The sequence below is a fragment of the Paenibacillus sp. 1011MAR3C5 genome, from assembly GCF_003591485.1.
Lineage (GTDB): Bacteria > Bacillota > Bacilli > Paenibacillales > Paenibacillaceae > Pristimantibacillus.
The window spans coordinates 158,950-184,095 of the sequence record NZ_QZCF01000002.1 but is presented as its reverse complement, the minus strand read 5'-3'; the positions used below and the strand labels follow the sequence as shown (position 1 = coordinate 184,095).

General features: G+C 52.9%; 20 protein-coding genes and 1 pseudogene. 7 read left to right on the top strand and 14 right to left on the bottom strand.

Annotation, left to right across the window (positions count from 1 at the left end):
• The first annotated feature begins 8 nt into the window (after positions 1-8).
• From D3P07_RS05670 to D3P07_RS05660, 3 genes are all read left to right on the top strand, one after another.
• Positions 9-1,013 carry a FecCD family ABC transporter permease gene (locus tag D3P07_RS05670; RefSeq protein ID WP_119799135.1) on the top strand — a complete coding sequence of 335 codons (1,005 nt, stop codon included), beginning with the start codon at positions 9-11 and terminating at the stop codon, positions 1,011-1,013.
• The gene (locus D3P07_RS05665) at positions 1,010-2,020 is read left to right on the top strand and encodes a FecCD family ABC transporter permease (RefSeq protein WP_119799134.1); all 1,011 of its coding nucleotides are present in this window, start codon (positions 1,010-1,012) and stop codon (positions 2,018-2,020) included. The genes D3P07_RS05670 and D3P07_RS05665 overlap by 4 nt, the downstream gene beginning before the upstream one ends.
• A 425-nt stretch (positions 2,021-2,445) precedes the next feature.
• Positions 2,446-7,965: a family 10 glycosylhydrolase gene (locus D3P07_RS05660; protein ID WP_119799133.1), complete on the top strand. Its 5,520-nt coding sequence runs from the start codon at positions 2,446-2,448 to the stop codon at positions 7,963-7,965.
• Between the two features lie 60 nt (positions 7,966-8,025).
• On the opposite strand, the gene D3P07_RS05655 is transcribed toward D3P07_RS05660, so the two are convergent.
• Genes D3P07_RS05655 through D3P07_RS05640 form a run of 4 tightly spaced genes read right to left on the bottom strand, consistent with a single transcriptional unit; the run spans position 8,026 to position 12,236 of the window.
• Entirely contained in the window at positions 8,026-9,180 is a 1,155-nt protein-coding gene (locus tag D3P07_RS05655; protein WP_182914196.1) for a Ger(x)C family spore germination protein, read from the bottom strand.
• Between the two features lies 1 nt (position 9,181).
• Positions 9,182-10,669: a spore germination protein gene (locus D3P07_RS05650; protein WP_259391374.1), complete on the bottom strand. Its 1,488-nt coding sequence runs from the start codon at positions 10,667-10,669 to the stop codon at positions 9,182-9,184.
• Positions 10,666-11,751 (bottom strand): endospore germination permease, encoded by a 1,086-nt coding sequence (locus D3P07_RS05645; protein WP_119799131.1) that lies wholly within the window; start codon positions 11,749-11,751, stop codon positions 10,666-10,668. Before D3P07_RS05645 ends, D3P07_RS05650 begins: the two co-directional genes overlap by 4 nt.
• A 59-nt stretch (positions 11,752-11,810) precedes the next feature.
• Complete coding sequence (locus D3P07_RS05640) at positions 11,811-12,236, bottom strand: hypothetical protein (RefSeq protein WP_147384488.1); 426 nt, start codon at positions 12,234-12,236, stop codon at positions 11,811-11,813.
• A 381-nt stretch (positions 12,237-12,617) separates the two neighbouring features.
• On the opposite strand from D3P07_RS05640, the gene D3P07_RS05635 reads away from it, so the two are divergent.
• Positions 12,618-13,904 carry a lytic polysaccharide monooxygenase gene (locus tag D3P07_RS05635; protein WP_119799974.1) on the top strand — a complete coding sequence of 429 codons (1,287 nt, stop codon included), beginning with the start codon at positions 12,618-12,620 and terminating at the stop codon, positions 13,902-13,904.
• 192 nt (positions 13,905-14,096) lie between these two features.
• Here D3P07_RS05635 and D3P07_RS05630 read toward each other — a convergent pair whose 3' ends face one another.
• The 6 genes and pseudogenes from D3P07_RS05630 to D3P07_RS05605 form a co-directional block, all read right to left on the bottom strand.
• A complete protein-coding gene (locus D3P07_RS05630; RefSeq protein ID WP_119799129.1) occupies positions 14,097-14,555 on the bottom strand; it encodes a VOC family protein in 459 nt (152 codons plus the stop codon).
• A gap of 109 nt (positions 14,556-14,664) precedes the next feature.
• Positions 14,665-15,270 carry a class I SAM-dependent methyltransferase gene (locus D3P07_RS05625; protein WP_119799128.1) on the bottom strand — a complete coding sequence of 202 codons (606 nt, stop codon included), beginning with the start codon at positions 15,268-15,270 and terminating at the stop codon, positions 14,665-14,667.
• Positions 15,271-15,318: 48 nt separating this feature from the next.
• The gene (locus D3P07_RS05620) at positions 15,319-16,380 is read right to left on the bottom strand and encodes an alpha/beta fold hydrolase (protein WP_119799127.1); all 1,062 of its coding nucleotides are present in this window, start codon (positions 16,378-16,380) and stop codon (positions 15,319-15,321) included.
• 114 nt (positions 16,381-16,494) lie between these two features.
• The gene (locus D3P07_RS05615; RefSeq protein ID WP_119799126.1) at positions 16,495-17,892 is read right to left on the bottom strand and encodes an MFS transporter; all 1,398 of its coding nucleotides are present in this window, start codon (positions 17,890-17,892) and stop codon (positions 16,495-16,497) included.
• 89 nt (positions 17,893-17,981) lie between these two features.
• A complete protein-coding gene (locus D3P07_RS05610) occupies positions 17,982-18,536 on the bottom strand; it encodes a TetR/AcrR family transcriptional regulator (protein WP_259391373.1) in 555 nt (184 codons plus the stop codon).
• A gap of 100 nt (positions 18,537-18,636) precedes the next feature.
• Positions 18,637-19,079 (bottom strand): annotated as a pseudogene (locus D3P07_RS05605) (O-methyltransferase); the annotation flags it as partial.
• Between the two features lie 122 nt (positions 19,080-19,201).
• Here D3P07_RS05605 and shc point away from each other — a divergent pair.
• Positions 19,202-21,088, top strand: coding sequence for a squalene--hopene cyclase (gene shc, locus D3P07_RS05600; protein WP_182914194.1), 1,887 nt, complete (start codon positions 19,202-19,204; stop codon positions 21,086-21,088).
• On the opposite strand, the gene D3P07_RS05595 is transcribed toward shc, so the two are convergent.
• The gene (locus D3P07_RS05595) at positions 21,085-21,441 is read right to left on the bottom strand and encodes a VOC family protein (protein WP_119799971.1); all 357 of its coding nucleotides are present in this window, start codon (positions 21,439-21,441) and stop codon (positions 21,085-21,087) included. The two genes, shc and D3P07_RS05595, sit on opposite strands and share 4 nt — an antisense overlap.
• A 42-nt stretch (positions 21,442-21,483) precedes the next feature.
• On the bottom strand, positions 21,484-21,930 hold the full coding sequence (locus tag D3P07_RS05590) for a MerR family transcriptional regulator (protein WP_259391372.1): 447 nt from the start codon (positions 21,928-21,930) through the stop codon (positions 21,484-21,486).
• 117 nt (positions 21,931-22,047) lie between these two features.
• Between D3P07_RS05590 and D3P07_RS05585 the strand changes: the two genes are divergently transcribed.
• Positions 22,048-22,968: an aldo/keto reductase gene (locus tag D3P07_RS05585; RefSeq protein ID WP_119799125.1), complete on the top strand. Its 921-nt coding sequence runs from the start codon at positions 22,048-22,050 to the stop codon at positions 22,966-22,968.
• 19 nt (positions 22,969-22,987) lie between these two features.
• On the opposite strand, the gene D3P07_RS05580 is transcribed toward D3P07_RS05585, so the two are convergent.
• Together D3P07_RS05580 and D3P07_RS05575 are read right to left on the bottom strand one after the other, a co-directional pair.
• A complete protein-coding gene (locus D3P07_RS05580) occupies positions 22,988-23,401 on the bottom strand; it encodes a VOC family protein (protein WP_119799124.1) in 414 nt (137 codons plus the stop codon).
• A 35-nt stretch (positions 23,402-23,436) separates the two neighbouring features.
• Positions 23,437-24,093 carry a TetR/AcrR family transcriptional regulator gene (locus tag D3P07_RS05575; RefSeq protein WP_119799123.1) on the bottom strand — a complete coding sequence of 219 codons (657 nt, stop codon included), beginning with the start codon at positions 24,091-24,093 and terminating at the stop codon, positions 23,437-23,439.
• Between the two features lie 195 nt (positions 24,094-24,288).
• Here D3P07_RS05575 and D3P07_RS05570 point away from each other — a divergent pair, with 195 nt between their 5' ends.
• Positions 24,289-25,041 carry an SDR family NAD(P)-dependent oxidoreductase gene (locus D3P07_RS05570; protein ID WP_119799122.1) on the top strand — a complete coding sequence of 251 codons (753 nt, stop codon included), beginning with the start codon at positions 24,289-24,291 and terminating at the stop codon, positions 25,039-25,041.
• The last annotated feature ends 105 nt before the right edge of the window (positions 25,042-25,146 follow it).

The following is a 25,146-nucleotide window of genomic DNA, read 5'->3' as shown; positions in this document are numbered from 1 at the left end:
CACAAACCATGACCAAAAAAACTGTTATCCCAATGGTATACAAATGGCTTGCCGGCATTGTTTTACTTGCCGGCATGTTTGTTCTTTCCATCACGCTCGGAGCGGCTAATATCAGCTTACCGGATATATGGCGGGCCATCACCTTCACCGATCTGAACAAAGACATCCTGATCATTCAGGAAATCCGGTTGCCCCGAGAAATCGGAGCGGCGCTTGTTGGCGCCGCCTTCGGCGTATCCGGGGCCGTCATGCAAGGCGTGACGCGCAACCCGCTCGCCGATCCGGGCCTGCTCGGTCTAACATCAGGCGCCACGGCTGCGCTTGCGATTACCCTTGCCTTCATTCCTAACCTGAGCTACATAGGCATGATGATTGCCTGCTTTATCGGCGCCGCATTCGGCTCCATCCTCGTCATCGTGCTAAGCGCCTCCGGCAAGGGCAAGCTTTCACCGCTTCGCGTCGTACTCGCCGGCGCAGCAATATCGACCTTCCTTATCGCTTTGACCGAAGGTGTCGCTCTGACCTTCAAGCTTTCTAAAAACGTGTCCATGTGGACAGCAGGCGGCTTGATCGGCACAAACTGGAAACAGCTCGCGTTAATCAGCCCTGTTGTTGGCGTCGGTGTGTTGATCGCCATTATTTTGTCCAAACAGCTCACTATTCTAAGCTTGAGCGAGGAAGTGGCTGTCGGTCTGGGCCAGAAGCTGACACAAATCCGAGCTCTCATGTTCTTTACCGTCATTTTGCTCACTGGTGCCTCTGTCGCACTGGTCGGCAATCTGGCATTCATTGGCCTTATGATTCCGCATATTGTCCGCCGGGTAGTCGGCACTGACTACCGCTATATTGTACCGATGTCTGCGATCTTCGGCGCTTCCTTCATGATGCTGGCCGACACGATTGGCAGGCTGATCAATGCGCCGTATGAGACGCCTGTCGTTGCCATTGTTGCCGTACTTGGGCTGCCCTTCTTCTTGTTCGTTGTGCATAGAGGAGGGAAATCGATATCATGATGCAGCAAGCCGTTATTCGGAAAACATTGATTATTATCGCTGTCACGTTTGCGCTTATTCTTGTGACAGGTTTTATCGGACTGGGGCTGGGTTATTCCTCGGTCTCCTACGACCGTATCCTGCCTACGCTGCTTGGAGACGGCTCTTTCAAGGAAAAATTCGTCCTGTTCAACATTAGACTGCCTAGAATTTTAATAACGGTACTGGCAGGGATGGCCCTGGCGCTGTCGGGCTCCATCCTCCAATCCATTACAAGAAACGATCTGGCCGATCCGGGTATTATCGGCATCAATTCCGGGGCGGGCGTGGCGGTAGCGCTATTCTTCCTGTTCTTCCCCACTGAACCCGGCAATTTCGTCTACATGCTGCCAATCGCAGCGTTCGCAGGCGCCCTATTGACCTCGATGCTGATCTATCTGTTCTCGTACCGCAGGTCAGAAGGCTTGAATCCGATTCGGCTCATCCTGGTCGGCGTCGGCTTCTCAATGGCTCTGTCAGGCGTTATGATCGTACTGATCTCTTCTGCAGAACGGGAGAAGGTCGATTTCATCGCCAAGTGGATTGCGGGCAATATATGGGGCACCGACTGGCCGTTCATTTGGGCCCTTCTCCCTTGGCTGATCGTTCTTATTCCCTTTACGCTGTACAAGGCGTACCGACTGAATCTGCTCAGCCTCAGCGAGCCGGTATCAATCGGCGTCGGGCTTGCAGTGGAGAAGGAACGTATTCTGCTGTTACTTGCTGCTGTAGCGCTTGCGGCTTCCGCCGTCTCCGTGACCGGCGGCATCGCCTTCGTCGGGCTGATGGCGCCGCATATCGCGAAGGCGCTCGTCGGGCCGCGCAATCAACTATTCATTCCGATCGCCATTCTGATGGGCGGACTGCTGCTTCTAATCGCAGATACCATTGGCCGCAATTTGATCGACCCGAACGGCATCCCGGCCGGGGTCGTCGTATCGCTGATCGGCGTTCCGTATTTCGCTTATTTGCTCCTCAAGAAACCCTGATCTTTTCCGCAGCTTGCCAGGTTGCGATCCAAGCCTTCAAAGCCACTGATGAAGTGAGCTTTGAAGGTTTTTTTTTTCATATCTGACTGCCAACATTCCCCCTGCCCCTCATGCTCCGCCACCCTTCTAGTTCGAATCTCTCAGTAACTTTTGTTGAAATCTGTAGATTCATCGCAACCATAAGCACTAAGAACCCTGATAAAAAGGGCCTTTTTGCATGATGTACATTTAATTTCAGAAATTTTATACTAAAAATAAAATATATTTTGAAATTTTATTTCGAAAGATGTATTCCATTACCTAGAAAGGGGGCCTATGGTTCATCCTGGTTTTTGCTTGGATAAAAATATGAATCTATCGATTTGTGTAAGTGGCTTCATGAACAGCTTGACGTTATCCACTTTTGAGAGAAAGGAAGTGTTGGCTTGTACCTTCACAGGAAAACCAACCGAAACGTAGCCATTCTGATTGTCATGATGATGCTTTGGGGAAGCTTGTTCTCCGGCATGGCTTATGCCGCCGAGGAGCAATCGCCTGCTGATCCGGACATCGCTTCCGAAACCGCACCAGATGAAGGTGAAGAGGCTTCCGAGCCGGCAGCTATGCTTCCGTTAGCCGCTGCTGCTGCCGATCACATCGTGATTGAGGATTTTGAAGATATATCCGATTTGTATGTAGCAGAGGTCCGCACCGTACCGGGTTCCACGAAGATTGAGCAGAGCACCCGTCCAGGACCCGTCATGTACGGGCAGGCCTCAGGGAAATTTGATTACGATTTCACAGGAAATGAAGGCACTTCAGCCGCCTATCTGCACTTTAACAAAAATGAGGACCGGGTGCTTGAAGGTTATCCGGTGAGAATCGGCGCCTGGGTATATGGCGATGGAGGCAAGCATTGGCTCCGAGCGCAATTCGAAGATGCCACCGGGGTGAGACATACGTCGGACTTCACTTCAACTGGCGGTTTTAGCTGGACCGGGTGGCAATATGTAACCGCTTCCGTGCCGCAAGGGCTTCCGCAGCCGATCGAATTGCGGCAGATTTATATCGCCGAAACAAACAACCTGAACAAAAACAAAGGCACGGTCTACTTCGATCAAGTATCCGCTATCTATACAAGCGGCAATCCTGCCTTTATCGAGCTGTCGGGTCTGACCGAGATGAAGCCTGGCGATAGCCTGCAGGCCGCTGTTCTGGCGACTTCGGGCGGAAGCAGCACGCGTGCCGACGTTACAAGCGGCTCGATGTTCAACAGCAGCTCCACCGATGTCGCGACCGTTTCGGCTAGCGGACTCGTTCAAGCAGTCGCCGTCGGAACGACAACCATAACGGCAACGAACGGCTCGAACAAAGCTACATATGAGCTGATCGTATCGGACAGCGGCGCTGTATTGGCAGGCCTTGAGCTGGAAGGCCGTACGGCTCTCAACACTGGCGAGACAGAGCAGCTGCGCGCATATGCGTTCTATAGCGGCCAGGCAGAGCCTGTACACATAACTGAGCATGTAACGTATGCCAGCAGCGATGAAGCGATTGCGGTAGTGTCCAGCACAGGACTGCTGACCGCCAAAAATGAAGGCGCTGTCACGATTACAGCTGAGCTTGAAGGGCTCACTGCAACCATCGATGTCATCATTACAAAACCGGTGCCTGTTCTCCAAGGCATCACCATTGCAGGACTCATTCCTCTTACCGAAGGCGACAAAGCGCAGGCAAATGTACTGGCAACCTACACCCTGCTGGATGAAGAGGTGAACGTTACGGATAACGCCGTCTTCACAAGCAGCGACCCTACAGTTGCCGAAGTGGACGCGGACGGTCAGGTCACTGCCAAAAAAGCAGGAACGACCCGAATTCGTGCCACATTCGAAGACAAACTGACCGAGCATCTGCTAATCGTCCACGCTCCGCAGCAATTGCAGAAGCGCGAGCTGCGCGCAGCCTGGATCGCATCTGTCGAGAATATCGACTGGCCAACCAAAGGCGTAATGACAGAAGAGCAGCAGAAGAGCGACTTTATCGCCCTGCTGGATGAGCTTGCGGCTACCGGCATCAATGCTGTCATCGTACAGATCAAGCCGACAGCGGACGCCTTCTATCCTTCGGAATACGCGCCTTGGTCCGAGTGGCTGACAGGCGAGCAAGGCAAGGACCCAGGCTATGATCCGCTCGCCTTCATGCTCGAGGAAGCGCATAAACGGAATATGGAGTTCCATGCCTGGTTTAACCCTTATCGCATCAGCATGCACGCTGATATCAGCAAGCTGGTGGACGATCATCCGGCGAAGAAAAATCCGGACTGGGTCGTATCGTACGGCGGCAAGCTGTACTTCAATCCTGGCGTGCCTGAGGCGAAGCAATTCGTCATCGACAGCGTAATGGAAGTCGTCGACAACTACGATATTGACGCCGTACACTTCGACGACTACTTCTACCCTTATCCGGCAACGGGAGTCGACTTCCCGGACGCCGCCGAATATGCAGCTTACGGCAAAGACTTCGCCGACAAAGCCGCATGGCGCAGAAACAACGTCGACACGTTGATCCAAGGTCTTGCAACAGCAATTAAAGAGAGCAAGCCTTATGTCCAATTCGGCATTAGCCCGTTCGGCATCTGGCGCAACAAAACGACTGACGTTGCCGGTTCCGATACGAACGGTCTGCAAAGCTATGACGCCCTTTATGCCGATACCAAGGGCTGGGTAGATAAAGGCTGGCTCGATTACATCGCGCCGCAGGACTACTGGCATTTCGGCAACGGTCCTGCCGCTTATGAGAAAGTCGTAGAATGGTGGCGCGGCGTAACGGCTGATGCCGACACGCATCTCTACATCGGCCATGCCATCTATCGTGTGCCGACTTGGGACGATCCGCTGGAAATGGTAAATCAAATCAAGTTCAACCGCAGCTTTGCGGAAGATATACAGGGCAGTATGTTCTTCAGCGCGAAGGATGTCATCGCCAACCATCTGGGCATGCAGGATACGATGATGAACGACCTGTACCGCTTCCCTGCCCTGGCGCCGACAATGCCTTGGCTGGATGACACGGCTCCGGCTGCGCCGAAGCTGAATGCTGCCGAGCTGTCGGAAGAAGGCGTTGCCGAGCTTCGCTTCACGGATGCCGATGGCAGCCAGGATACTACGTATTATGCGATCTACAGGCAAGAAGGCACTGCCGCACCGGATATCAATAATCCGTCCCAATTGATCGGAACATTCCGCAAGCAAGCGGGAGCAGCCGAGCAATTGTATGTCGACGGCAGCATGGATGAGTACAAAACCTATACGTATGCCGTTACTGCACTGGACCGCCTGCACAATGAAAGCACAGTAAGCAACGCAGTAACGCTGGCTTACACGCCTGGAGACACATTGAAAGAGAAAGTGATGGCCAAGGATTCGAAAAACGGCACCATCGAGCTGGAGCGCTCCGGCGTTCTGAAGCTCGCTGCCAATGCCGTCATTGAACAGAAATTCCCGGCACGCACCGTCACCCGCTTGCTGAGCGAGGTACTTGTTGGCGCCGAGAACGCTGTGTTCACCTTGAACGACAAGGGCGAAATCAGCAAAATCACATTGAACGGCGAGACGCCAAGAGATACGATGCGCGTCGGTATCCGCAACAGCATCGCCGATATTACGGATATGACGCAGCTGAACCATACCCGGATCGAAATGCTGGCGACAGCGTCCGTCTCCATCGCGGACAAAATCGGAGGAAAAAACATAAAGGCAGAAGCAAACGCCCCGATCGTCTTCACGATCGCAGACGGCAAAACAGTCGTTGAGCAGAAGGGCAAGGTTCTCCTGTCGACCGAAAACCGTATCTACTTGATGCCGCCAGCTGACGGCTCTCTGATCGAAATCTCGTCCTTGACGAGAGCGCAGGGCAAGCCGAAGTACCGCGGCGTACTGGAAGTATTCCAATCGCCTGAAGGCGACAAGCTGAGAATCGTCAACGAGCTGAACATGGAGCAATATCTGTATCAGGTCGTACCAAGCGAGATGCCTGCATCGTTTGGTCTGGAGGCGCTGAAGGCGCAATCCATCGCTGCAAGAACTTACGCGCTGACGGACTACATGGTAAGCCGCTTTGCAGACCAAGGCTTCCATATTGACGACAGCACGCTGAGCCAAGTATTCAACAACAGCGCCGAGAACGAGCTGACGCATCAAGCCGTCGACGCGACAGCAGGTCTGATCATGCTGAGCGACGGCATGCTGGTCGATGCCAGATTCTACTCCACGTCCGGCGGATACGGCGCATCGAAGCATGAGGTTTGGGCGGATACCGGCACGAACAAGTTTCCTGGTACAGCCATTCCTTACTTGACTGCAAGAAGCTATACGTTTGACCCGAACAGCGATGATATGCTGAATATCGATACATCGGACGAAGCAGCAGTCAATGCGTTCTACAAGGACCTGTCACTCACCGGCTACGACTCAGAGTCGCTGTTCTTCCGCTGGAAGGTCGCTCTGACCGCAGAACAGCTGGCGGCAACGATTAACAAGAACATCAAGCTTCGCCATGCGGCCGACCCGCTCTTCATCCTGACGAAGACGGATAACGGCAGCTTCGCGAGCTTGCCGATACCTGAAGACGGCATCGGCGAATTGCTGGGCATGTCCGTAGCGAAACGCGGCGCAGGCGGCAATATTACGGAATTGATCATTGAAGGCACGACTGGCACTTATAAAATTATGAAAGAATACAACATCCGCTTCACGATCAGACCGACCAAAGCCGATACAGGCAGCATGGAAGATATTCTAGCCTACAGAGCTAAGGGCGGCTCGACAGATTATGACGGAGCGGGAACGGTCAAAAACCCTAGCATCCTGTACTCTGCCTTCTTCACGTTCGATATCAAAGCCGCAGAAAACGGTGCTATCGAATCCGTCACCTTCTACGGCGGCGGCAATGGACACGGCGTCGGCATGAGCCAATACGGCGCGCAGATGCTGGGCAAGGAAGACTGGACATATTCGCAAATCCTGAACGCCTATTATGCGAACATGAACATCGTCTCGCTGAACGCTCCATTGATCACTAGCCTGGAAGCGGTCAACCCGGCTAGATTGAGCATAGGTGCTGCTGGCAAGCTGACGGTCAACGGTTTGTTCAGCAATGGAGACAAATCGGCTCTGACAGCAGGCATTGACTATCAAAGCAGCGACAGCTCTATCGTATCGGTAGATGCAAGCGGCAATCTAAAGGCGCTGAAGGCTGGCGAAGCCACCATCACGATTACCGTAGGTGCTTTGTCGACTACCGCAAAGGTTCAAGCTTACCGCAGCTCGGTTGATCCGGGTAACCCTGGAAATCCGGGAGAGCCTGGCGGCGGTGACGGCGACGGAGGCGGCACTGATCCGGAGCCGAAGCCAGAGCCAAGCATCGACTTTAGCGATATCGGCAGCCACTGGGCTAAGGCTTCTATCGAAGAAGCGGTCAAACGCGGAATCGTGATGGGCTACGAGGATGGCACATTCCGTCCGCAAGCACAAGTTACAAGAGCGCAATTCATTACGCTGCTGATGCGCGCATTCGACGGAGAAATCTCCAGATCGGCTGCCCCGGCTTTCAAGGACAGCAGCGATATTCCGGACTGGGCGATGGCTTCCGTGAAGAAGGCGGTTGCCGCAGGCCTCATTACAGGCTATGATGACGGCACTTTCCGTCCGGGCAAAGCCATCTCCCGCTCGGAGATGACCGCGCTTATCGTCCGTATCGCAGGTCTTGAGCCGATCGAAGACGCAAACTTGTCCTTCTCCGACAGCGACAGCATTGGGGATTGGGCACGCGGTTACATCGCGGCAGCCGTTGAAGCCGGCCTGATGCAAGGCAAGGGCAACAACCGTTTTGCACCGAATGATAGGACTACCCGTGCGGAGGCCGTTGTACTGCTTCTGGCATGGCTGAATGAAAGTGACAACGAATAAACAAGACCAACGCCCCGGCCCGCTACTTGCAGGCCGGGGCGTTTCTTTGTCCGTGAATGTCTACTCTTTTCTCTGGTTTTTCACCGCACTTGCATGCTTGATGGCGATATGGACATCGAATTGCTGAATGGCCTCACCGTTCAGCAATCTGGAATCCCAGTTGTCTTCGGCGGCCCATTCAACATAATGATGGCGGAATAGATTATATTCCATATTCATAATATCCAGCTTTCGTTTTACGCTCATGTCGTACAACTGCTGGATCTCTTTTTTGATGGCATTCTCTGTTGCTTCAGTCAGTTGTTGAAAATCCGTCAGCGTATTGTCCACCCGATTGACGATATAACCCTTGCCGCGAACCGAAATATTGAATTTCGGATAAGCCCCGCCTTGTACCCGCGTAAGCTTGGACTTGGGATGATTGACTATTACTTGGACAGAAGGCTCCTCAGGACTCGGCACGGACACTCCCGCGCGAATCGTTTCTCTTTGAAACCAACGAAGGCCTGTCAAATCCTTGATCGGCACAAAACCCTTCAGCTTGCCGTCTTTATAAAATTCCGCGCCGTCAATCATCAGCATGTTCTTTTTCTTATCGTTCTGAGACCAATGCCGTTTATCCAGCGCCAACGTAGGGATACAGGACGTATACCCCGGCTCTCTAAGTTCCCTGACAAATCGGTGGAGCTTGATGGATTCGATGATCGATGTCTGGGCATAGATGCCTTCGGGCACATGAAGAATCGTATTGAGCGGAGATTGGTCATAGAACGCCTTTGTTTGCAAAATCGCTTTTACAGATCCTCTTGTGCTGTATACCCAAGGCGTATACCGAAACTCAGAATACCTTGTAATACTGTCATACACCGCTTCAACCCCATGCTTTAACAGCGATTCACTGAACACTAGCGCGGTCGTATGCCCCCAGTATATTCGCTCCTGAGCGCTTTGATAGATCTGGAACACCGCCTCTTCGAAATTGCGACCAGCTCCCTCGCCAATCCATACTCTCGCTCCCTCCTTCCTCCCTTCGGAGGTTTTTGCCTCGGACTGCATATCGATGAATTGAATATAGACATGGACTTGTCCATCCCGGTAATCCACGCCAATCGCCGTCACATAATTTAAATGCTCAATATTTTTCACATCGCTATCACAGCCGGAAGCTAGCAGCAGCAACGCCATCAGGAGATTAACAAGCCAAGATTGCCGCATGCTACTCTTCATCCTTCCTGATCTGCTTGAGCATGTCCGACGAGAAGTCGCGCCGTTTGAACGGATTGATCGACAGCGCGGACATCCATTCCCGAAATCGCAGACTCACTATCGGCTCCATGAATGGAAGCCCGAACGAATCCAGCCTGCAGAAATAGATGAAGATCGCAAAGATGGACAAAAAGAAACCGTAGATGCCCAAATAAGCCGATACAAATAGTATGCCGCCCCTGAACAGGCTGACGCTCCCCGATAACGACTGGTTGACCAGCGAGTAGGTCGCGACCGACGAGATCGCAATGACAACAAGCAGCGTAGGAGAAGCTAGTCCTGCCCGGATTAAGGAATCCCCGATAATCAGACCCCCGACGATGCCGATCGTCTGTCCTACCGCCTTCGGCAGCCGGACTCCCGCTTCCCTGAGCAGCTCGAATAGAAACAGCAGCAAAAAGGTTTCCAAAAACATCGGCATCGGCACGCCTTCACGGGAAGAAACCACTGTAGAAACCAGGGAGAATGGCATCTGATCCACATTGACCGAAGCAATCGCGATCCAGAAGCCCGGCAGGCATATGCTGAGCGCAATACCGATAATACGCAGGAAACGTTGAACTACGACGTTGTAAAACGGAAAATGAACATCCTCCGGCGTCTTCAGCAGCTCGAAGAAATTGGCAGGGGCAATGAGCACCATCGGTGATCCGTCCACAATAATCGCGAACCGCCCTCTTAACAAAGCCTCGGTTACAAAATCGGGACGTCCGATGTAATCGATAAGCGGTACTAAGGAAAACGTCCGGTCCGACAGCCACTGCTCCAACTGTCCGCTGCTGACAACGCTCTCCGTCCGGAACGTCTGGAGACGCTTGCGCGCTCTATCCACCGCTTTGCGATTAGCTCTATGGTCCAGATAAATCAATGCAACCCGTGTCTTGCTCAGACTGCCCAGGATGAACTCTTCGGTAAACAACAAGCCGGTATGCATCCGCTTGCGAATCAGCGATATATTGGTATACAGTTCTTCTGTGAACGCGTCCTTCGGGCCTTTAATCGATATTTCCGTATTGGATTCCTGAAGCTGGCGATGCGGAACGCTGGACAGATGGACGAGCCAAAAATAACGTTCTCCCCTCTTGTAGATCACCAAGCTGCCCGAGAACAATCCCTCTACCATCATCGTCATCGTCTGTTCCTTGCTCATCAGCGGCAATTCCCGGATGTCGCCATTTTCCGTTAGATCCTCGACCGAACCCTGGCTTGCAAAGTGACATACTGCCGAAAAGTATTGATTCAATTGATGCTTATCGGTCATTCCTTCACAATATAGCGCAACAACATCCGGATCTTCTCCGGTACCCGGAATATCGGGAAAATAGATGTCCATATGACGGGAGAACGCTCGCTTGAGCCCCTCCGCATTTAGAGTACCTTGCTTTAGAGCCGCGTCATATTCCGCAAACAGCTCCTTCTCCATCCGTTCTCCGATCATGACTGCCGCCCCGCTTTCATACGAGTGAAATAAGTCAAGGCGAACAGAACAAGCGTAACCGCCATCCCCCAGATCAGGGCATAGTTGTAGAAGTAGTCATGGATCACTTTCTGCATCCATATATCACTAACTTGCAGCAGCGCAGGCAAGGACATAAGCAGCGTGCCGGAGAATAGGGCAATTTGGCGGGGCTTCGGCTTGCGGATCACCACCACTTCCGACAGCACATAGATGCATACCCCCGCTCGAACCACACTTCCTGACAGCAATTGGAATGCTGCCAGAAAATCGACGTGCGAAATATATTCACCCAGCGTGACTAGCCTCCATTGTTCAAAAGCCGGAAATCTCAAGTTGCTTGCTTCAATCGGACCGAAGGCCGTGATAGAACCAATGGTAGGACCGAGAATCAAGCCAATGAGTATCGTAAGCAGAATGAAGATAGTCAAGTAGTTTAAAGGCTTATTCATACGGTGCTGGAGCAGCAGCAGAATAATCAGGTCAAAGCTGCCCCCCACAACAATCGTCCCGCCTCCAAGCTGGGCAGGCAGGCCTTCCGCCATCAATGGTTGCAAAATGCCGTAGTCTTTGCTGTTCATCGTCATCCAGGAGACTCCCATCCCAAGCAGCCATACAATAGGCAAAAGCAAGGCGGACAGGTAGATTAGGGTCCGTAAACCTGTTCGGGCAGCGCTAAAGGCAATGAACATAAAGCAGGCAATCACGACGATGCTAGGCGTACTGGGCAAAAAATAAATGCTGACGTTTTTGGTTGTGTCGTAAATAATCATCATGCCAGCAATGAGGAAATAAAGCAGCATGCTTCCGCCGATCAGCGCATATCCGAACTTGCCAATCTTCATTTTCAGCCAATCCGAGAACGAATCTTGCCGCATTGACTTCAATATACGGTACAGCATCACACTCCACACGATCAGCACCCCGTAGCCTATCGCAATGCTGACCCATGCGTCGCGCCCCGCCGTCTGAACCAGCTTCGGAATAATGAGAACATGGTTAGAAATGCCGACTGTCAATATCATCAAAAAAACAATCTGCGTTCTTGAGAAGGAAAAGTCCATTACACATACCTCCGGCCATCATGAGTCGCACCTGGTATATTTTCCTAATCAAGTCTTCCTTATGCAGATACTGGAATCAGTCTTCCTTCCTCACATCCCGCCAGCGCTCTGACCAGCGCTCCATCTCCTTCAACGCATTCTGAAAGTCCCGCCCCTTCCCGCGCGCGCTCGCGCTGCAAGCCGAGTTTCTCGGCTTGCAGCTCTACTTTCCGCTTGCGCACACTCTGCAAACCGAGTTTCTCGGCTTGCAGCCCCTCTTTCCGCACGCGCACACTCTCCAAGCCGAGTTTCTCGGCTTGCAGCTCCACTTCCCGCACGCGCACACTCTCCAAGCCGAGTTTCTCGGCTTGCAGCTCTACTTTCCGCTTGCGCACACTCTGCAAGCCGAGTTTCTCGGCTTGCAGCCCCTCTTTCCGCACGCGCACACTCTCCAAGCCGAGCTTCTCAGCTTGCAGCTCCACTTCCCGCGCGTGCTCGCTCTCCAAGCCGAGTTTCGCGGCTTAGAAATGTCGGCGCTATGGGCTGGTGCCCATTCCATCCCTGCACGATCCGCCTAACCCACTCTATAACCTATTAATTGTCATTTCATACATAATTAATAATTTAAGACAAATAAGTACCATTTATGTGTGAATATTTAGTTTTCGTGCACATTTGTGACGGTTCCTTGCATTTTGGGTTCAAGCTTTTGACTTATTTATTCAAATGGCCCTCATATTCTTTAAAATTCCTCAATAGAATGATTCAGACGAAAGGAGGCCCTATGATAAAGTAAGATGCCCACCCATCTAAAGGAGGTAGTTCGATTGGTCAAAACTTTAAGATTGAACAGCTTCACATTAAAAGCACTGATTTTGGCTGGCGGCATGATGCTGGCAGCGGTATTAAGCTTTCTCCTGTTCTCCCAGCAAGTATCCGCACACGGGTATATCGACGGACCCGCAAGCCGCGGATATCTTTGCAAAACCGGACAGAACACGGACTGCGGCGCAATTGTCTACGAGCCGCAAAGCCTTGAAGCGCCAAAGGGCTTCCCGGCAGCCGGACCTGCAGACGGCAAAATAGCCAGTGCAGGCGGAGCTTTCCCTAAGCTTGATGAGCAGTCTGCCACTCGCTGGTCGAAGGTCAACATGAACTCCGGCTCCGTCACCTTCCACTGGACGCTGACTGCGCCTCACTCCACTAGCAGCTGGAAATATTATATTACGAAAACAAACTGGAACCCGAACTCGCCCCTGACTCGCGCTCAGTTCGATCTCACTCCGTTCTGTTCCGTTCCGTACAGCGGCCAGCCTCCGTATTCGTACTCCAACACATGTAACGTACCGGCTCGCTCAGGCTACCATGTCATCCTGGCCGTATGGGAAGTTGCCGACACGGGCAATGCCTTCTACAACGTCATTGACGCCAACTTCGGCGGCAACCCAGGCGACACTCAAGCGCCTACTGCACCAGCCAACCTGGCTTCTCCATCGAAAACGGCAACAAGCGTATCCCTCTCATGGAGCGCATCCACCGATAATGTCGGCGTTACAGGCTACCGCATCTATCGCGGCTCCACGCTGGCCGGATCTGTCTCGGGCTCAACCTTAAGCTACACCGCCACCGGCTTGACGGCCAATACGGCGTATACCTTCACCGTTAAGGCAGTGGATGCCGCAGGCAATGAATCGGCTGCCAGCAATGTCGTCGCCGTGACGACCAACACGAATACGGGTCCCGATACGCAGGCGCCGACAGCGCCGTCCGGGCTGCATGTCATGGGCAGCGCGACTTCCACGACCGTGCCTCTGATGTGGAACGCCTCCAGCGATAATGTCGGCGTAACGGGCTATCAAATCTTCCGCGGCTCGACGCTGGTGACGACGGTGTCCGGCTCGACGTTAGCCTACACAGTAACAGGCCTAAACGCCAATACGGCGTATACCTTTACGGTCAAAGCCATCGATGCGGCGGGCAATGTCTCGGCTGCCAGCAATGCCGTATCCGTCACAACGCCAGCCGCTCCAACCACGTATCCGGCATGGAGCTCGACAACCGTCTACTGGGGCGGGGACAAAGTGACGCATAACGGCGTCAACTACGAAGCCAAGTGGTGGACACTAGGCCAAACGCCTAGCGCAACTTCGGATGTCTGGAAGATCATCCCTTAACAAGCGATCATCACCCTAGATCTTAAATCAAGTGAAGCCCACACGGGCAACCCAAACAAAGACCAGCAGGGTGCTGCTTGCCCCTGCTGGTCTTTTCGGCTTGCTATCAAGTCCCGTATCGATAAACGTCGCCCGGCCACCATGAATCTACTGCATAATCACCCTTGTCCGTGAATTTGCATTCTGGCTAGGTTAGCCCTCCCCTTCATACGCACGCTTCAGATCTTCAATTATTATCCGGTTCATGCCAAGCATGGCATTCATCACTCGCTGCGCTCTAGCCGCATCTCCGCCGCCATGCATCAGCTCGCCCAGCGCCTTCGGAATGATCTGCCACGATAATCCGAAACGGTCCTTCAGCCAGCCGCAGCGGGATTCCTCGCCGCCCTCAACCAGCTTCTCCCAGAGCTCGTCAACCTCCTCCTGAGATTCACAGCTGACGAATAACGAGATGGCCGGCGTGAAGGTATAATGCGGACCTCCGTTCAGTGCCATGAACGTTTGGCCTTCCAGCTGGAAAGTGCCGGAGACGACCCTGTCCCCATTGCGCACCAGAGACAGAATGCCAGAATTAGCGAATACCGACGTGTAGAAATTCATCGCTTCCTCCGCCTCTTGGTTGAACCATAGAAACGTCGTGATCTTTTGCATTTGAATCCCTCCCTATGAACAACTTTCATGCTTTACATCCAAGTCTAGCACATGGGATGTTCAATGATTTCTTCTGTATTGCGAATTTCGCGAATATGTTATGACATATTTACCCAGATGGTTGCGCACGGATCATATAGAGCATGCTTAGCCAATGCCTCTCGATATGTACGATCTGTAAACCCGCCCCCTCCACCAGTTCCTCCATATTGCGTGTAAAATGACAGCCGTTCATCCGGTACAACAGCGGATTCAACGTTTTCTGGAGCGCCGAGAGAATGACGTTGTTGCTGATGCCATGCTCCATGAGCAGAATTTGTCCGTCCGGCTTGCACCAGCGCATCATATTTTGAACGACTTGATGAGGCTTGTCGTAGCTGCACAACGAAAGCGTGGAAATAATCGTATCGAAGGCATGCTCTGGAAATTGAAGGCTCTCGATATCCGCTTGCAGGAAGGAAGCATCGACGCGGTAGCGTGCTGCCGCCACCTTGGCCTTCTCCAACATCTTGCCGCTGAAGTCGGCAGCCGTCACCCGCACTTGCGGAGGATAATAAGGAAAGTTCGCTCCCGCTCCGACCGCAAGCTCCAGCACGTCACCCTTCGCATGGCGGAGCAGCCCGCGCCTGAATTGCTCCTGGCTCGCGTCCCCTCTTCTTCTGTCATACATCTCCGCCTGCTTGTCGAATATCCGAACGCGACTCTCCTTGTCCATCCCTCGTCATCCCCGCCTTTTCGGTGCTCTTATAGCTCTTCCATACGTTCATAGCTCTTCTATACGTTCCGTCTCCAAGAAAGTGTCCGCCATCCACTCTGCAAAGCGCTCTTTCTCTTCGAATTGCGGATAATGGGCCGAATGTTCGAATACGATAAATTCTTTCTTCGGGGCATCAAGAAGCTCGAAGTACGACTGAGCCGCCTTCACGGAAGTCATATAATCATGCACTCCCATCACAAAGTAACAAGGGATGGCAAGCTCCCGCACGACATCCGGCAAAGGATGCGCCGACTCTTCCTCCAGCAAGCCGGACTGCGTCTCTGCAATGCCTCTTAGATAACGAAGCACATCAAGCCCGTTATACTCCGGGTTCAACAGAAAACCCTCGTAATAGTCCCTGTTGTCGTCGATTAGCCTTGCCGCTCCGCCGTACTTTCGGATCAGACTTCGCGGCGTCATTTTCTCTCCACCCTCAATTTGCGGCCGGAGCTGCTCCAGCTTGTCAATATCGGTCTCAGCATCAGCAGCCCTTGCCTGTTCAAGCACATAGGCGAAGCTGTCCAGCTCGCTGGCATGATGATCGCCGACCTGGCCGATCCCGATGTAGGCGGCGAAGGACTCCGGCGATTTTGCAGCCGCCTTCATCCCGATATAGGTGCCGAAGGAATGTCCCGCCAAAATAACCTTTTCTTGCTTCAGCCGCTCCTTCACCTGCTCCGTCAGCGCCAGCAAATCGTCCACGAGCAGATCAGTCGTCAGCTTGGTATAATCCTCAAAAAAACGATAGGACTTGCCGCTTCCCCGCTGATCGTAATGGACAATGGTAAACTGCTGCTCCAGCAGGTCCTGATATTTTCGGACATACGGAATCTCCGAGCTGCCCGGACCGCCATGCACAAACAGCAGTATGGGATTGTCTCTATTTTCTCCGCGGATCATAACCGTATGCTCAGCTCCATTGACGATCATGCTCTCCAATATGCTAATGCTGTTTTCACTTTTCAATGAAGGCGTCCATGTGGGATGGAACAGAACGGCCGCAACGATAAAGATGGAAATTGCCGCCCAAGCCCAGCGTTTCTTTAGTCTCTTTCTCTTTCCTGTCATCAACAATTGCTCTCCTGGTCCTTGGTTTCAAGTGATTATTGCTCTATAAGACTCACGATATACCAAGGAATACAGTGCGTCAATGCAGGTCATTCTAGCGGTTTATCGCTGCATTTACGATTTCGCTCCGTTGCCCGAACTTGTCGTTATCGCTTGAAGCTTGCGGTTTGAGCCAAATTGAGCCAAGTAGAAGACGAGTACACCGACATGAAGCAAGGCCAACACCAGGTAGAGGTTGCTGAATACCGCGCTTCCGCTATCCTGATGGATAGGGTTGACGGATGTCTCCGCCGTCCATTCCGCAATGATGCCGTACAGCCCGGAAGCCATGCCATGCGTAATGAAGCCGCACATGGAGAACAAGCCCATGCCAACCCCAGCCTGCTCCTTCGGCAGCGTTTGAGACACAGTGTTCGACATGGTAATCATCATAAAAGACTGTCCAACATTGCCTAGAATGAGAATAACGGCAATCCACCAGCCCGGAGCTGCTGCGAAGGACGACAACAAGACGAAGCCGATAATGATGGAAGCGGAAGCTATCGTATATAGAAACGCATTGCCCTTCCGGTCAGCCAGCTTTCCTGCCTTCCTGCCCAGAATAGCGGAGACGATAGCCGCAGGCACCATCACCATGCCGATCCAATAGGGAGGCAGCGCCTGAACACGGGATAGCAGCACCGGCGTCAGGAAGTAGAACGATACGCCAATACCATTCACCACCACGGCCACGAGAATCATGAATGAATATTTGCGATTGCGAAATAGTTCCGGTCGGACGAACGGCTCTGCCGCGCTGCGGATGCGCCAGACGAACAGCGCGAGGAAGATTAGCCCTAGCCCAAGAGAGAGCCAAGATACATTCGTGAAACCGAATAATACAAGTCCGGCAGCCGCGCCGAGCAGGATGCCGCCAAGCCAGTCGAATATGGACTTCGCGCCAGTATCATCCGGCAGATAGGAGCGATAGAACGGGATAAGGGCGAGCAGCGCGATCGGGAAGCTGAACAGCCATCTCCAATCGGCAAAGCTCGTCAGCAGCGCCGACAATACCGGGCCAAACGCGCTGCCCAGAGCCAGTCCGGCAGCTGCCATACCTAAAGCAGCGCCTCTTCTCTCCTGCGCGATATAGCGGATCGGAATCAGCATCGACACTGCCGGAATAGACGCCGCCCCGACGGATTGCAGGCATCTGGCCAGCAGGGCCATGCCGAAGCTTTGAGACAACAGACCGATTATGGAGCCAGCCGCAAACACGAGAAGACCGAATGTGACGATATTTTTCAGCTTGAACCGATCCGCAAGCTTGCCGTACGTGACAGTGCCCACCGCATAGATCAGCGAATAAGCGGCTGACATCCAGCTAACTTGCGCCAGACTCAGGTTGAACTCCAGACTTAATTCAGGCAGCACGATGTTGAACATCATCGCACTCATGGACGACAGCATAAGCGTAACGAGCATGACTCGAAGCAGCTTAGCCGTATGTGCGGGATTGATTGCAGAACTCATTGTATATCTCCCCTTAATCGAATTATGATTGTACAGCAAAGTCGATAATATGAATGCAAGTGCTTGCTTGCATAACTTTCATAAAAAAACTAGGGAGTTAACGCCCTAGTAAAGGTATTGACACTTTCATCGATAAATTCATCCACCGATGACAAGCCTAGCGAGGAGCTGTCCCCTTGCAGCAAACTCATAAAAGCTCCGTGATTCATCCACATGAACGCTTTGGCCTGCAGCTCGGAATTGCAATCGGCAAGCTTGCCTCGGCGCTTCATTTCATTGAAATAGTCAATTAGCAGCTCCTGCAGCTTCTGCGGGTGCTTATGCGTCGATTCCCGAAATTGCTGGATGATCGGCTTCTCTTTGAAGGCAATCTGCATCACCTTCCGGTTGCGGTTCATCAGCTCGTGATATCTGCTGCTGATCGTCAGCAAATCATCGCGCAGGCTGTACGCCAGCTTCTGCTGGAACAGCTTCTCCATCGCTTCCGCATAGTGATAATGATGGAACGCCTTCTCGAGCAAGTTCAGCTTGCTGCCGAAGTGGCGGAACAGCGTTACTTCGTTCACGCCGGCGCTTGCTGCGATTTCCTTGGTCGATACGCCGTTATAGCCTTGCTCCGCCACAAGATCGATAATCGCCTTCATCAGCTTCTCTGCGGTGCTTAATTTGCCGTTAGCGATAAGAACCCTCCTTCCTTCAGGAGTGAAATGTAAGTGATCACTTTCATTTATCGTTATTCTACTTCTATCTCCGTTCATTTGCAAGCCCAAAAAAATCATCTGTCCACAATCCCGACATAAAGCCGTCATAGCCTTTGCTACCTACTGTCTGTATGGCAGTACAGGTCATTCTCGGCTCTGCCGCCAGCTTGTCAAAAAACTGCCGTGTGCCGATAACCCGTGTATCCTCGTTATGTCCGTCAATCACATCGCCGTTACGAATCACATTGTCACCTAGGATGACCGTACCTGGACGGGAAAAACGAAGCGCCCAATCCAGATTTCGTATTCCAGCGTAACCAGCTTGCCTCCTGCCGGCAGCGCTCCGGCCAGCCAGATCGTGATGTACCCGCCAAGCGTTCCGATCTCCAGAATCCGGCTTGCTCTGTTCATTCTCGCCAGCACTTGCAGCAGCTTCCCCTGCGCCGGCGATGCATCGATTGCCGGCAATCCCGCTTCACGATTGGCGGCGGCTTTACGTCACTCCTCAGCCGCTATCGCAAGACTGCATGAAGCACATCCCTGCCATTCCGCCACATTTCCGCCTCCCGCCGCTCATAGAATGATAAAAACTGCGGGAGGTACGGACATTGAATGATCTGCGCAAAAAGGTCGATCAAGGCATCACCCAGCTTGTCGATTGGCTAGTCAAAGAACAGAAGGAGGATGGCTCCTGGCGCTTTTGCTTTGAGAACGGCATTATCATCGATGCTTATGCCCTGATCCTCTTTCGGCTGCTGGAGCATGAGAACGAGGAGCTGCTGCGCAAGCTGCATAACCGGATCGCCGCAAGCCAGCAGCCGGACGGCTGCTGGCGATTGTACCCTGATGAAGAAGAAGGCAGCTTGTCCGCTTCAATCGAAGCCTATTATGCCTTGCTCATATCCGGGTATAGCCAAGCCGATGACGAGCATATGCAGCGGGCCAAGGCCTATATCCTATCACGCGGCGGCATCGGCATGGTTCGCAGCACCTTGACCAAAACCATCCTTGCGGCAACGGGACAACGGGATTGGCCGCGATCGATCTCCACCATTCCGATGGAGATCCTTCTTGTGCCAAGCGAGCTGCCGCTCAGCCTGTTCTCCTTCTCCGGCTATGCCCGCGTCCATCTCGTGCCCATGCTCGTTATGGGCTCGCGCAAGTTCTCGCTTCGCACCGAACGGACGCCCGATCTGTCGTCGCTATACGCAAACCGCGACACCGGAGATGAAGCAAGCTTGCCTTCCCATATGGCTATGAGAGTACAAATCCAGACTGGCATGGAAAGGCTGATCGGATCGCCCCGTTCACTGCGCGATGCCGCCGCCGATAAGGCGGAGGCGTTCATGCTGGAGCGGATCGAAGGCGACGGCACCCTCTACAGCTACGCCACAAGCACAATCATGATGATCTTTGCCCTGCTGGCGCTTGATTACGGTAAGAATCATCCCGTTATTCAGAAGGCCTGCCAAGGACTGGCCGATATGCGCTTCGATACAGAGGGCATCACGACCATCCAGAACTCCCCCTCCGACATATGGGATACCGCTCTGATCAGCTACGCGCTTCAAGAAGCTGGCGTCTCACACCGTCACGAAGCCATCCTGAACGCCAGCGCTTTCCTGCTGTCGAGGCAGCATACGCGCAAAGGAGATTGGAGCAAAAATAATCCGAACACGCCTCCCGGCGGTTGGGGCTTCTCTGAGACGAATACGATGAATCCCGATGTGGACGACACGACGGCTGCGCTTCGAGCCATTCACCGGCTAGCGGTGGACGAACCCGTATATGCCGAAGCATGGCATCGCGGCTTGAATTGGGTCACCTCTATGCAGAACAGGGATGGAGGCTGGCCGGCCTTCGAGAAGGAAACCAACAACCAGATGCTGACCTGGCTTGCCATCGAAGGAGCCAAGTCGGCAGCCATTGATCCGTCCGAACCGGATTTGACCGGGCGCGCTTTGGAATATTTGGGGAAATTTGCACAGCTTCACACGAATGAACGGTTTGTCAAAAGAGGTGTTGACTGGCTCCTTCGGAACCAGGAGAGAAACGGCTCGTGGTACGGCAGATGGGGTGTTTGCTATCTATACGGCACTTGGGCAGCGCTAACGGGTCTGGCGGCTGCCGGTGTGCCATCCAGCCATGAGGCCATAAAAAAAGGAGCCGAATGGCTCCTCCGCATGCAGCAGTCCGATGGCGGCTGGGGCGAATCCTGCCGCAGTGACTCCAAGTCGCATTATGTCTCCATCGGCGCCAGTACGCCGTCCCAGACCGCCTGGGCCCTGGATGCGCTAATCGCCGTTTCGTCGGAAGCGACTCCCGCCATTAAGCGCGGCATCAAGCGGCTGATCGGCTTTTTGCATGAAAACAACTGGAAGACCGACTACCCGACCGGCGCCGCCCTGCCTGGCTACTTCTATGTCCGATACCACAGCTACCGGTATATCTGGCCGCTTGCCGCCCTGGCACATTACCGGGAAAAATTCGGCTAATGGCGATGCGCCAGCACATTGACAAGCTTTCCGAAGGGATCGCGCACATAGAATCTTCTGACGCCCCAAGGCTCGTCGGCCGGACCGTACTCAATCCCGTGTCCAGCCTGGACGCACCGGGCATAAGCTTCGTCTACATCGTCCACTTCGATGGACAGATCGGGAACCGGCGTACCGCTTCCACCTTCGGAGGCTGTGCTAATCTGAACCTGCATCATCTGACCTTCTGTTCCATAGGTGACGATCCACCCGTGGTCCATCAGCAGATCTAGACCTAACACTTCCCGATAGAAGCGCTGTCCGGCTACCATATCCGTCGTCGCTATATTCGCTACAATTCGTTTTACCTTCACCTTGATCACCCCATTATTAGCAGATTTCGCACGGCTCTCCGCTTAACCTTGCGGCTCCGCAGCCCCGGAAGAGAATTTCTCCCGGAACATTCGGGGCAAATGCTGGATTTTATAATCAAGCGTATTCAGACTGCGCTGCATCTCCTTCAGCTGGACTTCTACCTTGCGCCGATGCTGAACCAGGATGTCTACACCCTTCTCCAGCACAGCGTCGTTGTCCATGCAATGCTGGATGAGGGTGCGGATATCCTTGATCGGCATGCCTGTATTTTTCAGGCAGCAGAGCAGATCAAGCCAATCAATATCTTGTTCGTGGAATACTCGCGTGCCGTTCTGGCGATCCACGAAGGGCAGCAAGCCCTCCTTGTCATAGTATCGTATCGTGTGGATCGACAGACTCGTTTTCTGTGCGACTTGCGAGATGGTATAATTCATATCCATCTTCTCCGTTTCATTTTTTCTAATTGATGACATAATTGCTGCAGCCACACGGTTTCTCCTTCTCCCTTTGAGGCATCCTAATCGAAGACTGTTGACATAGAGTCCACTCTAGCGTTTATCGTAGTGATGTACCCTATTATACTCAACTTCGGGAGGAATCAAGGCATGAAATACATAGACATCGCCGGAACGGATCTTCGCGTATCCAACATTATTATGGGCAACATGCGTCTGAAGCAGCTTTCTGTAACAGAAGCGGAGAAGCTGATCCGCACAGCCATGGAGCAAGGCATCAACCTGTTCGACCATGCCGACATCTACGGTGCAGGCTCCTGCGAGGAGCACTTCTCCGAAGCGATCGGCATGAACGCATCCTTGCGCGAAGGAATGGTGCTGCAGAGCAAATGCGGCATCCGCAAAGGCTTCTTCGACTTCTCCAAGGAGCATATCATTGCTTCGACCGACGGCATCTTGAAACGGCTGAATACCGATTATCTGGACATTCTGCTGCTGCATCGCCCCGATACGCTGGTTGAGCCTGAGGAAGTGGCAGAGGCATTCAATGAGCTTCACGCCAGCGGCAAGGTGCGCTACTTCGGCGTCTCCAACCATACGCCAATGCAGATTGAGCTGTTGCAGAAGCATATGTCTCATAAGCTCATTGTGAACCAGATGCAGCTAAGCGCCACTCACACGCCGATGATCGACTCCGGCATCGCACTGAATATGAACATCGACCAATCGGTCAACCGCGACAGCGGCGTGCTCGATTATTGCCGCCTGAACGATATTACGATCCAGGCATGGTCCCCTTTCCAGAAAGCCTTCTTCGACGGCCCGTTCCTGGGCGACCTTGAGAACTATCCGGAACTGAACAAGTTGATTGACAGCCTGGCGGCCAAATACGGCGTATCCAGCACCGCGATCGCCGTTGCTTGGATCACCAGACATCCGGCCAATATCCAAGTTGTCTTAGGCACTACGAATGTTGGCCGCCTGAAGGACGGCTGCCAAGGCTCCGACATTAAGCTGACCCGCGAGGAATGGTACGGCATCTATACAGCAGCTGGTCATATCCTGCCTTAAACGATTGTCGAATTAAGGGCTATTCCCAGGCGGGATTCCATACCACTTCCCACAGATGGCCGTCCAGGTCCATGAAATGACCGGAGTAGCCGCCCCAGAAGGCATCATGAGCCGGGTCCGTAATAACGGCCCCGGCTTTCTCTGCTTGCTCCATAATACGATCAACCTCTTCTCTGCTGCCCACATTATGTCCGATCGTAAGCTCGGATGAGCTTGGCGGTTTCAACTCGACCTTTGCTTCATGGGCCAACGACTTCCTCTCCCATATCGCAAGCCTCAGCCCGCCCTCCAATTCGAAAAACGCAACAGCGCCATGCTCAAACTCTGTTCCTATTATGCCTTCTGTCGGAAAGCCGAGCCCGTCTCTGTAGAAGTGAAGCGCGCGCTCCAGGTCATCTACGCCTAATGTCAACACAGTAATCTTTGGCTTCATTCCTTACACCTCTCCTTCGGAACTTCTCTGCATGCTTAAGATTTAGCCTTCATAAATTCCATCATCATCTCTTTCACCAGCAGAAGCTGCTGCTCCGGCTCGACATCCGATGGCAGCATTAATACGTTCTTCTGATAAGCCAGCTTGCTCGCGAACAGACCGAACGCATTCACCAGCGTAATCAGCATCTCTTCAGGAGGCAGGTCGGTACGGAGCGATCCGTCCTTCTCCCCCTCCTCGATCATCGCGGTAAAAATCGCAAAAATTTTCCTGCCCGCAATTCCGTGCTCGCTGACATCGCCATACAAGCCTCTCGCATGCGCTACGTTCAGATGCAGATCCTCCAAAAACTTGATAAAGGAGCTCCTTCTCTCCTCCAATAGCGAGATAAAGTAGTCGAATAAGAGACCGATCTTCTCCAGGCACGTCACATCTTGCTCAGCTATGTCAGCAAAGGTAATCCGAATCTCTTCCATAATGCCGTCCGCCAGCACGGTCACCAGCTGCTCTTTCGCCGGGAAATACCGAAACACTGTAGCGACGCCGATACCCGCTTCCTTGGCGATATCGTTCATCGTAGCTCCTTCGATGCCTTTTCGAAAAAACACCGACTCCGCCGCTTGTACGATTTGCTGATAACGGGCTTTCTTGCTTTCGTCCCGTTCTTGTTTGTAACGATCCTGAGGCTTCATTGCTTGTATGATCCCTTCTAACCTTGTATGTCAAAATTATAACCTTTGCTAGCCCGCAATCACAAGGAATGCAACTAGCGCCATCGGGGAATTGTATAATGAAATAGAAGGTGATATAATCGATATGGTGGTGATAGTTCATACTATCATCATTAATCAAACCTTTCGAACCACCATAGAGGAGGCAAACATAAAATGACTCGAATGAATGGAAAAGTAGCCATTGTTACCGGAGCCGGAAGCGGAATGGGACTGGAAGAAGCGCGCTTGCTCGCTCAAGAAGGCGCAAAGGTGGTCTTGACAGACATTAACTTTGAAGCGGTACAAGCCGTAGCCAAAGGCATTCAAGAGGACGGCGGCGATGCGATCGCCATCAAGCATGACGTAGCGTCGGAAGACAACTGGGTCGAGGTCGTCGCTGAGGCAATCAGCAAATACGGCAAAATCGATGTACTGGTAAACAACGCCGGTATCTCCATGGCCATCGGCCTGCTGGATACCTCCATGGATCAATGGAACAGAGTCATGAATATTAATGTGACCAGCGTATTTCTCGGCATGAAGCATGTCATTCCTCATATGATTTCGGCCGGAGGCGGCTCCATTATCAACATTTCCTCCATCGCAGGCTTGACTGGCAGCAGCGGCGCAGGCGCCTATACGGCTTCCAAAGGCGCGGTGCGTATGCTGAGCAAAGCAGCGGCGGTCGATTACGGCAGCCAGAACATTCGCGTCAACTCGGTGCACCCTGGCTTTATTGCTACACCAATGAGCAACCAATTCGTCGAGGATCCGCAAATGCTGCAATTTTTCTTGTCGCAGACAGCCCTGCCTCGTGTCGGTGAAGCTTCGGAAGTGGCGCGCGCCGTTCTCTTCCTTGCATCAGACGACGCTTCCTATGTGACGGGCGTAGAATTGCCTGTAGACGGCGGCGTAACGGCAAAGTAATTTGAGCAGACTGCCAGGTTTTTGGCCCTTGTTCTTTCTAATCATTACAACTTGACGGCGATAGTCTGGCTCGCAACAACATAATCGCCCTCTTCTCGCATCATG

What these genes read in the sequence shown, in the direction of transcription:
- D3P07_RS05585 (WP_119799125.1), top strand. Translation starts at nt 22,048, where the DNA reads ATGAAATACATAGACATCGCCGGAACGGATCTTCGCGTATCCAACATT.
- D3P07_RS05635 (WP_119799974.1), top strand. Translation starts at nt 12,618, where the DNA reads ATGATGCTGGCAGCGGTATTAAGCTTTCTCCTGTTCTCCCAGCAAGTA.
- D3P07_RS05645 (WP_119799131.1), bottom strand. Translation starts at nt 11,751, where the DNA reads ATGGACTTTTCCTTCTCAAGAACGCAGATTGTTTTTTTGATGATATTG.
- D3P07_RS05620 (WP_119799127.1), bottom strand. Translation starts at nt 16,380, where the DNA reads ATGACAGGAAAGAGAAAGAGACTAAAGAAACGCTGGGCTTGGGCGGCA.
- D3P07_RS05625 (WP_119799128.1), bottom strand. Translation starts at nt 15,270, where the DNA reads ATGGACAAGGAGAGTCGCGTTCGGATATTCGACAAGCAGGCGGAGATG.
- D3P07_RS05665 (WP_119799134.1), top strand. Translation starts at nt 1,010, where the DNA reads ATGATGCAGCAAGCCGTTATTCGGAAAACATTGATTATTATCGCTGTC.
- D3P07_RS05610 (WP_259391373.1), bottom strand. Translation starts at nt 18,536, where the DNA reads ATGAAGGCGATTATCGATCTTGTGGCGGAGCAAGGCTATAACGGCGTA.
- D3P07_RS05580 (WP_119799124.1), bottom strand. Translation starts at nt 23,401, where the DNA reads ATGAAGCCAAAGATTACTGTGTTGACATTAGGCGTAGATGACCTGGAG.
- D3P07_RS05650 (WP_259391374.1), bottom strand. Translation starts at nt 10,669, where the DNA reads ATGATCGGAGAACGGATGGAGAAGGAGCTGTTTGCGGAATATGACGCG.
- D3P07_RS05570 (WP_119799122.1), top strand. Translation starts at nt 24,289, where the DNA reads ATGACTCGAATGAATGGAAAAGTAGCCATTGTTACCGGAGCCGGAAGC.
- D3P07_RS05670 (WP_119799135.1), top strand. Translation starts at nt 9, where the DNA reads ATGACCAAAAAAACTGTTATCCCAATGGTATACAAATGGCTTGCCGGC.
- D3P07_RS05615 (WP_119799126.1), bottom strand. Translation starts at nt 17,892, where the DNA reads ATGAGTTCTGCAATCAATCCCGCACATACGGCTAAGCTGCTTCGAGTC.
- D3P07_RS05655 (WP_182914196.1), bottom strand. Translation starts at nt 9,180, where the DNA reads ATGCGGCAATCTTGGCTTGTTAATCTCCTGATGGCGTTGCTGCTGCTA.
- D3P07_RS05575 (WP_119799123.1), bottom strand. Translation starts at nt 24,093, where the DNA reads ATGAAGCCTCAGGATCGTTACAAACAAGAACGGGACGAAAGCAAGAAA.
- D3P07_RS05630 (WP_119799129.1), bottom strand. Translation starts at nt 14,555, where the DNA reads ATGCAAAAGATCACGACGTTTCTATGGTTCAACCAAGAGGCGGAGGAA.